This is a genomic window from Endothiovibrio diazotrophicus (assembly GCF_054657215.1).
Window position 1 is genome coordinate 40543 of the sequence record NZ_BAAHXB010000039.1, and the last position, 6695, is coordinate 47237.

Sequence of the window (6695 nt, forward strand, 5' to 3'; positions counted from 1 at the left end):
GTTCACCATTGCTTCTCACTCTCCGTCTGCTCGCCGTGGCGCCGGTGCTCCAACTGGAATTTCCGCCGCAGCAGGCCGCCGGGATCATCCGGCACCCGCCGCAACCACATCCGCAGATTCTTCTCCGCCGGATCCTCCTGCGTCGGATCCGGCGGAGAAGAATCTGCGGACATTGGGGGTTGTTGATCGGGTGATTCCTCATTCGCCTCGGTGGCGTCGGCGGCTTGTGCTTGCTTGGCGGATTCGGCCGCGTTCTGCGGGTCCTCCTTTTCGCCTTCGTCTCCCACGTCTCCCTGTTCACCCTTTTGCGCGTCCTTTTCCGTACCGGGACTGGGCTGGCTCCCATCCCGAGGCTGGGATTGAGGCTCCGAGGCCTCATTGGGTTGGTCGGACGACTGCCCCCGGGACGGCTGTTGGGACGAGTCACCCGGTTGGGGATTGCCGCCCTGGTCGGGATTCGACGAGCCGCCTTGATCCTGCTGCGGCTGTTGCTGGCTGTCGCCCTCCTGGTTCTCCCGGGAATCGCCGCCCTTCTGTCCCCGGGGCGGCTGCTGCTGCTTCAGCAGCTCCTCGACCAATTTCCGGTTGGCCTCGGCGTCGGCCATCTTCGGATCCGCCTTGAGGGCCTGCTCGTAGGCGGCCAGGGCCTCCTTCAGCTTGCCCTGGCGGGCCAGGGCGTTGCCTTGGTTGTAGTGGGCGTCGGCGCTGTCGATCCCCTGCCACGCCTTCAGCGCCTCGTCGTACTCCCCCGCCCGGTAGTGGGCACTGGCGCGCCAGCCGGGGTCCTCGAACTGCTTCGCCGCCTCCGCCGGCGCCTGCTCGAAACGGGCCGCCGCCCGCTGGTCGGGACGGGACCAGAGGTTGGCCCACTGCTCGGTCCAGCCGGCGGCATGGACCGGCGGCGGCAGCAGGCTCACCAGCAGCAGCGCCCCCAGCCAGCCGCGGCGGAAGGCGACCAGTGCCAGCGGGAGCAGCGCCAGCACCAGCCACGGCCCCTCCTCCCGCCAGGCATCGCCGCCGTGGACCGCGGATTCGCCGTCCCGTTTCGTCACGTCGCCCCGCGAGGGCTCAACGAGCAGGCCGCGCAGGTCGCGGTCGTCGGCGCTGATCCGCCGATAGTGGCCGCCGCCGGCCGTCGCCACCCGGCGCAGCGCGTCTTCCTCCAGCTTGGGGATGACGATGGCGCCGTCGGCATCCTTGAGGAAGCCGCCCCCTTCGATGGGAATCGGTGCACCATCGGCGCTGCCCACGGCGAGCACCGAGACGGTCCGCCCGAGGCCGCGCAGCTCCTCCGCCACACCGACGGCGGCGGCGTCGGCCCCGTCCCCCACCAGCAGCAGTTCACCGCCGGGCACCCCCGCCTGCTTGAGCAGCGCCTCACCCTTGCGCAGGGCGAGGTCGGGACGGCTCCCTTGGACCGGCATCAACGCGGTGGTGAGCGGTCGCAGCAGGTTGGCGACGGTAGCGGTATCGTCGGTCAGCGGCGCCACCACGTAGGGCTCGGCGGCGAAGGCGATCAGCGCGGTCTGCCCCCCGCGGCTGCGCTTGAGGATGTCGAGGATCTTGAAACGGGCGCGCTCCAGGCGCGACGGGGCGAGGTCGCCGGCGTCCATCGAGCGGGAGAGGTCGAGCAGGATCACCCGCGCCGCCTGGGGCTTGTAGAGGGGCTGCGGCAGGCGCTCCCAGCTGGGACCGGCCAGCGCCACCACCGCCGACAGCCAGCCGAGGGCGAGCAGCGCCCGCGGCAGCCGGCCGCCGCCCTCCCCCTCGCTGCCCACGGTGAGCGCCGCCAGCAGATGGGGATCGCATACCGTGCGCCACGCCGCCAGGGCGCCGCCGCGACCGCGCAGCCGCCACAAAAGCAGCGCCAACGGGAGCAGCGCCAGCAACCACAACGGACGGATGAAGTGGAAGTGCTCGATCATCGTCTCCCCCGCAACCACACCAGCGGCAGGGAGAGCAGCAGCGCCGCCCCCAGCGGCCAGTGGAACAGCGTGATCACCGGCCGGAAGAACTCCTCGTCACCCGCCACCGGTTCCAACTGGTCGATCTCCTTGTAAACATCCCACAACTGCTCCAGATCCTTGGCGCGGAAGTAGCGCCCGCCGGTCTTGTCGGCGATCTCGGTGAGCGCCGCCTCGTCCAGGTCGGCGGAGGGGTTGACCCGCCGACGGCCGAACAGCGAACGCACCTCCATCTGGTCGGCGCCGACGCCGATGGTGTAGATGCGCACCCCCGCCTCGGCGGCCAAGCCGGCGGCCTGACGCGGGGAGACCTCACCAGCCGTGTTGGCGCCGTCGGTGAGCAGCACCAGCACGCGGCTCTCCCCGTTCTGCCCTTGGGGCCGCTCACGCATCCGCTTGATGGCGAGGCCGATCGCGTCACCGATGGCGGTGCGCTTCCCCGCCAGGCCGATCACCGCCTCGCCGAGCAGGCTCTTCACGGTCTCCCGGTCGAAGGTGAGGGGGGTTTGGAGGTAGGCCTGATCGCCGAACAGGATCAGCCCCAGGCGGTCCCCCTTGCGCCCCTCGATGAAGCGGGCGGCCACCGCCTTCACCGCGGTGAGACGGTCCACCGGGGTCTCCTTCACCACGAAGTCGCGGGTCTGCATGCTCTCCGAGAGATCCACCGCCAGCATCAGGTCGCGTCCCTCGCGCGGCAGGGCCACCGGGTCCCCCAGCCACTGGGGGCGGGCGGCGGCGGCCAGCAGCAGCGCCCACACCACCACCGCCAGCCAGAACAGGGCGCGCGAAGGGGGGGCCGCCGCCGCGCCGGCGGAGGCCCCCGGCAGCGCCGCCAGTTCGCTGAAGAAGGGGACCCGCAACGCCGCATCGCCTCCGCCGCGGGCCGCGGGCAGCAGACGCCGCGCCAGCCACGGCAGCGGCAGCGCCAGGAACAGCCACGGCCACTGGAACTCAAACACGGCGCCGCCCCCCCATGGCCCGCTTCACCCAGCGCTCGGCGACCGCGGCCAGCGCCGCCACCTCCACCAGCTCCTGTGGCCGGTAGGGGGCGGTGACCAGGCTCCGTCCCGCACCGCGGGTGAAGGCGTCGCCACCACCGCTGCGGTCGAGGAACTGCAGCCACGCCTCGCCGACGCAGCCGGCCGCCGCCTCCCGCGGGAAGCGCGCCAACGCGCAACGGCGCAGCAGGATCGAGAGTTCCGCGGCGAAGCGCGACGGCTCGTCGGCGTAACGGGCGCGCAGCCGCTTCAGCTCGCGTAACGCCGCCCGCCGCAGACGGGTGGCGCGCCACCACCAACCCAGGGCCAGCAGCAGCGCAAACGTCAACCCGACCAGCAGCCACCAGCCGGGGGCCGGTGGCCACCAGGAGACCGGCGGCGGCAGATGGATGTCGCGCAGCCCCTCCAGCGCCTGCGGCGGCAGCGCGGGGGTGGCGGGCAGCGGTGCCGAGGCACTCACCGGCCACCTCCGCGCAGGCCGTCACGCAGGGTCTCCACCAGCGGGGCGTCGGTGGCCAGCGGGATGAACGGGATACCGAGGCGGCGGGCGTGGCGCCGCACCCCGTCGCGCCGCTCGGCGAAACGCTCCCGGTAGGCGTCGGCCAACCGCCGGTCGGCGGTATCCAGCACCAACCGGCGCAGGCCGTCACCCACCGGGTAGCGCCCCGGCGGCGGCGCGGCCTCCTCCAGCGGGTCGTAGACGAAGATCAGCACCAGGTCGTTGTGGCGCGCCAGCTCCGCCAGGTGGGTGCGGGCGGCGGCCTCCTCCAGCCCCTCGAAGAAGTCGCTGATCAGCAGCAGCAGGCTGCCGGGGTGGGCGACCCGCCGCAGACGGGTCAGTGCCGCCACCAGGTCGCTACGCTCGCCGCCGCCGAGGGGGGCGTCGGCCTGTGCGCTCAGCCGGTTGAGCAAAGGCAGCACCCCCGCCTTGCGCGCCTTCGGGCGCAGCTCCAGGTGCTCGCGACCGCCGAACAGCAGGCCGCCGACACGGTCCCCCCGCTCCACCGCCGCCCACGCCAACAGCGCCGCGGCACGCGCGGCGACCACCGACTTGAAGGCGACCCGCGAACCGAAGCGCAGGGTCGGCCCCTGGTCGACCCACAGCAGCACCGGCCGCTCCCGCTCCTCGCGGAACAGCTTGGTGTGGGGGCGGCCGGTGCGCGCGGTGACCCGCCAGTCCATGGAGCGGATGTCGTCACCGGGCTGATAGCCGCGCACCTCCTCGAAATCGATCCCCCTTCCCTTGAAGGGCGAGTGATAGCCGCCGGCCTGCTGACTGCGCACCTGCCGCTGCGGCGAGAGTCGCAGCTCCCCGGCCCGCGCTCGCAACGCGATCAGTTCGGCGAGGGAGACCTCGACGCCATCCCGGCGGCTGTTGTTCGATTGGGCGGTGGTTTTCAACACTTCGTGGTGATCAGGGCGCGGGCACCCGGGCGAGGAGTTCGACCACCAGGCGGTCGGGGGTGATCCCTTCGGCCTCGGCCTCGAAGGAGAGCAGGATGCGGTGGCGCAGCACGTCGAGGGCCATGGTGTGGATGTCCTCCGGCGAGACGTAGTCGCGGCCGTTGAGCCAGGCGTGGGCGCGGGCGCAGCGCTCCAGGGCGATGGTGGCGCGGGGACTGGCGCCGAAGCGGATCCAGTTCCTGATCTCCGGGGCGTAGGGGGAAGGGTCGCGGGTGGCGGTGACCAGCCGCACCAGATACTCCTCCAGCGCCGGGGTGAGATGCAGTTGAAGCACCTCGCGACGGGCGGCGAAGAGCTGTTCCTGGGTGATCTGCGTGCCGTGGCCGGTGGCGGCCACCCCCTCCCCCAGCGCCTCCTCCCGCGCCAGCCGCAGGATCGCCTGCTCGTCCTCCACCCGCGGGTAGCCGACCCGCACGTGCATCAGGAAGCGGTCGAGCTGCGCCTCGGGGAGCGGATAGGTCCCCTCCTGTTCGATCGGGTTCTGGGTCGCCATCACCAGGAACAGGCGCGGCAGCGGGTAGGTGGTGCGCCCGACGGTGATCTGCCGCTCGGCCATCGCCTCGAGCAGCGCCGACTGCACCTTGGCCGGTGCGCGGTTGATCTCGTCGGCGAGCAGCAGGTTGTGGAAGATGGGCCCCTGCTGGAAGTGGAAGCTCCCCTCCTGCGGGCGGTAGATCTCGGTGCCGGTGAGGTCGGCGGGGAGCAGATCGGGGGTGAACTGGACGCGATGGAAGTCCCCCTCGATCCCCTCGGCGAGACTCTTCACCGCTGTGGTCTTGGCCAGCCCCGGCGCCCCCTCCACCAGCAGATGGCCGTCGGCCAGCAGCGCCACCAGCAGCCGGGTAACCAGCCCCTCCTGACCGATGATGCGTCGCTGAAGCGCCTCCTTCAGTTGCAGAATCGACTGTTGTGCGGTCATGCAATCTCCCATCTTTCTGCAGTCAAAAACATCGCGTTAGATGGGGCTGACAGAGAGAAGTTCCAAGGGCCGTCCCGGCACTTGGCAACCCGTCGCCCGGCCAAACCGTCTCCTCCCCCATCTTCCTGCACGAAGCCCCCCTCATTCTGAAATAATTGGGATGGCATCCCCCTTGATTGAAGCTCCGACGTTCAGCCCCATGTAAACACCAGGAATTACCCACGTTACGCCATCCCATGCAGTACAAAGACTATTACCGGATCCTCGGCGTCCCGCGCGACGCCCCCCAGGACGAGATCAAGCGCAGCTACCGCCGCCTCGCCCGCAAGTACCACCCCGACGTCAGCAAGGAGACGGACGCCGAGGCGCGCTTCAAGGAGGTGGGCGAGGCCTACGAGGTGCTGAAGGACCCGCAGAAACGGGCGGCCTACGACCGGCTCGGCGCCAACTGGAAGGCGGGCCAGGACTTCCGCCCGCCGCCCGGCTGGGAGCGGGAGTTCAATTTCGACTTCGGCGGCAATCGCGGCGGCTTCCATCGCCGCCGCAGCGGCTTCTCCGGCGGGGAGTTCAGCGACTTCTTCGAAAACCTCTTCGGCCAGGGCTCCCCCTTCGGCGGATCGATCGACGAGGAGGCGTTCTCCAAGCGGCGCGGTGCGGACCGCCGCGCCACCCTGAAGATCACCCTGGAGGAGGCGTTCCAGGGCGGCACCCGCCGGGTGGACGTGGCGGGAAGGGCGCTGCAGGTGAAGATCCCCGCCGGGGTCAGCGAGGGCAGCCAGATCCGCCTCGCCGGCCAGGGCGACATGCCGTTGGTGGGCGGACCGCGTGGCGACCTCTATCTGGAGCTGAAGATCGAGCCCCACCGGCTCTTCGAGGTCAACGGCAAGGATCTCACCCTGCGGCTGCCGATCGCCCCGTGGGAGGCGGCCTTGGGGGGCCGCGTCCCGGTCCCCACCCTCGCCGGGAGGATCGAGCTGACCGTCCCGGCGGGCTCCCAGGGCGGACGCAAGCTGCGCCTCAAGGGGCGCGGGCTGCCGGGCAGCCCGACCGGGGATCTCTACGTGGAGTTGAAGATCGTCACCCCACCGGCCGATTCGGAGCAGGCGCGAAACTTCTACCGCCGAATGGCCGAGGAACTCGCCTTCGACCCACGGCGGGAACTGGGGGTTTAGGGCCCGCGAAAGAATAACTTCCTGTTTTGGGGCGTCGAGACGCCCGCCCGGCAAGGCGCGCAAAGGGGCGCAAAGGGGCGCAAAGGGGCGCATACTTGCCGTATGCAACCCTTTGCGCAACGCCGCCGGGCGGAGTGGATCGGCGTTCCAAAACAGGAAGTTATTCTTTCGCGGGCCC

General features: G+C 70.9%; 6 protein-coding genes. 1 reads left to right on the top strand and 5 read right to left on the bottom strand.

Annotation, left to right across the window (positions count from 1 at the left end; all coding sequences use genetic code 11):
* Positions 1-2: 2 nt before the first annotated feature.
* The 5 genes from ACYQ2W_RS11695 to ACYQ2W_RS11715 are packed head-to-tail and all read right to left on the bottom strand — an operon-like array spanning position 3 to position 5345.
* Positions 3-1925 carry a VWA domain-containing protein gene (locus ACYQ2W_RS11695; protein ID WP_459866848.1) on the bottom strand — a complete coding sequence of 641 codons (1923 nt, stop codon included), beginning with the start codon at positions 1923-1925 and terminating at the stop codon, positions 3-5.
* Positions 1922-2923: a vWA domain-containing protein gene (locus ACYQ2W_RS11700; RefSeq protein WP_459866851.1), complete on the bottom strand. Its 1002-nt coding sequence runs from the start codon at positions 2921-2923 to the stop codon at positions 1922-1924. Before ACYQ2W_RS11700 ends, ACYQ2W_RS11695 begins: the two co-directional genes overlap by 4 nt.
* The gene (locus ACYQ2W_RS11705; protein WP_459866854.1) at positions 2916-3422 is read right to left on the bottom strand and encodes a DUF4381 domain-containing protein; all 507 of its coding nucleotides are present in this window, start codon (positions 3420-3422) and stop codon (positions 2916-2918) included. Before ACYQ2W_RS11705 ends, ACYQ2W_RS11700 begins: the two co-directional genes overlap by 8 nt.
* Positions 3419-4366: a DUF58 domain-containing protein gene (locus ACYQ2W_RS11710; protein ID WP_459866857.1), complete on the bottom strand. Its 948-nt coding sequence runs from the start codon at positions 4364-4366 to the stop codon at positions 3419-3421. Before ACYQ2W_RS11710 ends, ACYQ2W_RS11705 begins: the two co-directional genes overlap by 4 nt.
* Before the next feature lie 10 nt (positions 4367-4376).
* On the bottom strand, positions 4377-5345 hold the full coding sequence (locus ACYQ2W_RS11715) for an AAA family ATPase (protein ID WP_459866860.1): 969 nt from the start codon (positions 5343-5345) through the stop codon (positions 4377-4379).
* A gap of 236 nt (positions 5346-5581) precedes the next feature.
* Here ACYQ2W_RS11715 and ACYQ2W_RS11720 point away from each other — a divergent pair, with 236 nt between their 5' ends.
* Entirely contained in the window at positions 5582-6517 is a 936-nt protein-coding gene (locus ACYQ2W_RS11720; RefSeq protein WP_459866863.1) for a DnaJ C-terminal domain-containing protein, read from the top strand.
* Positions 6518-6695: the final 178 nt, after the last annotated feature.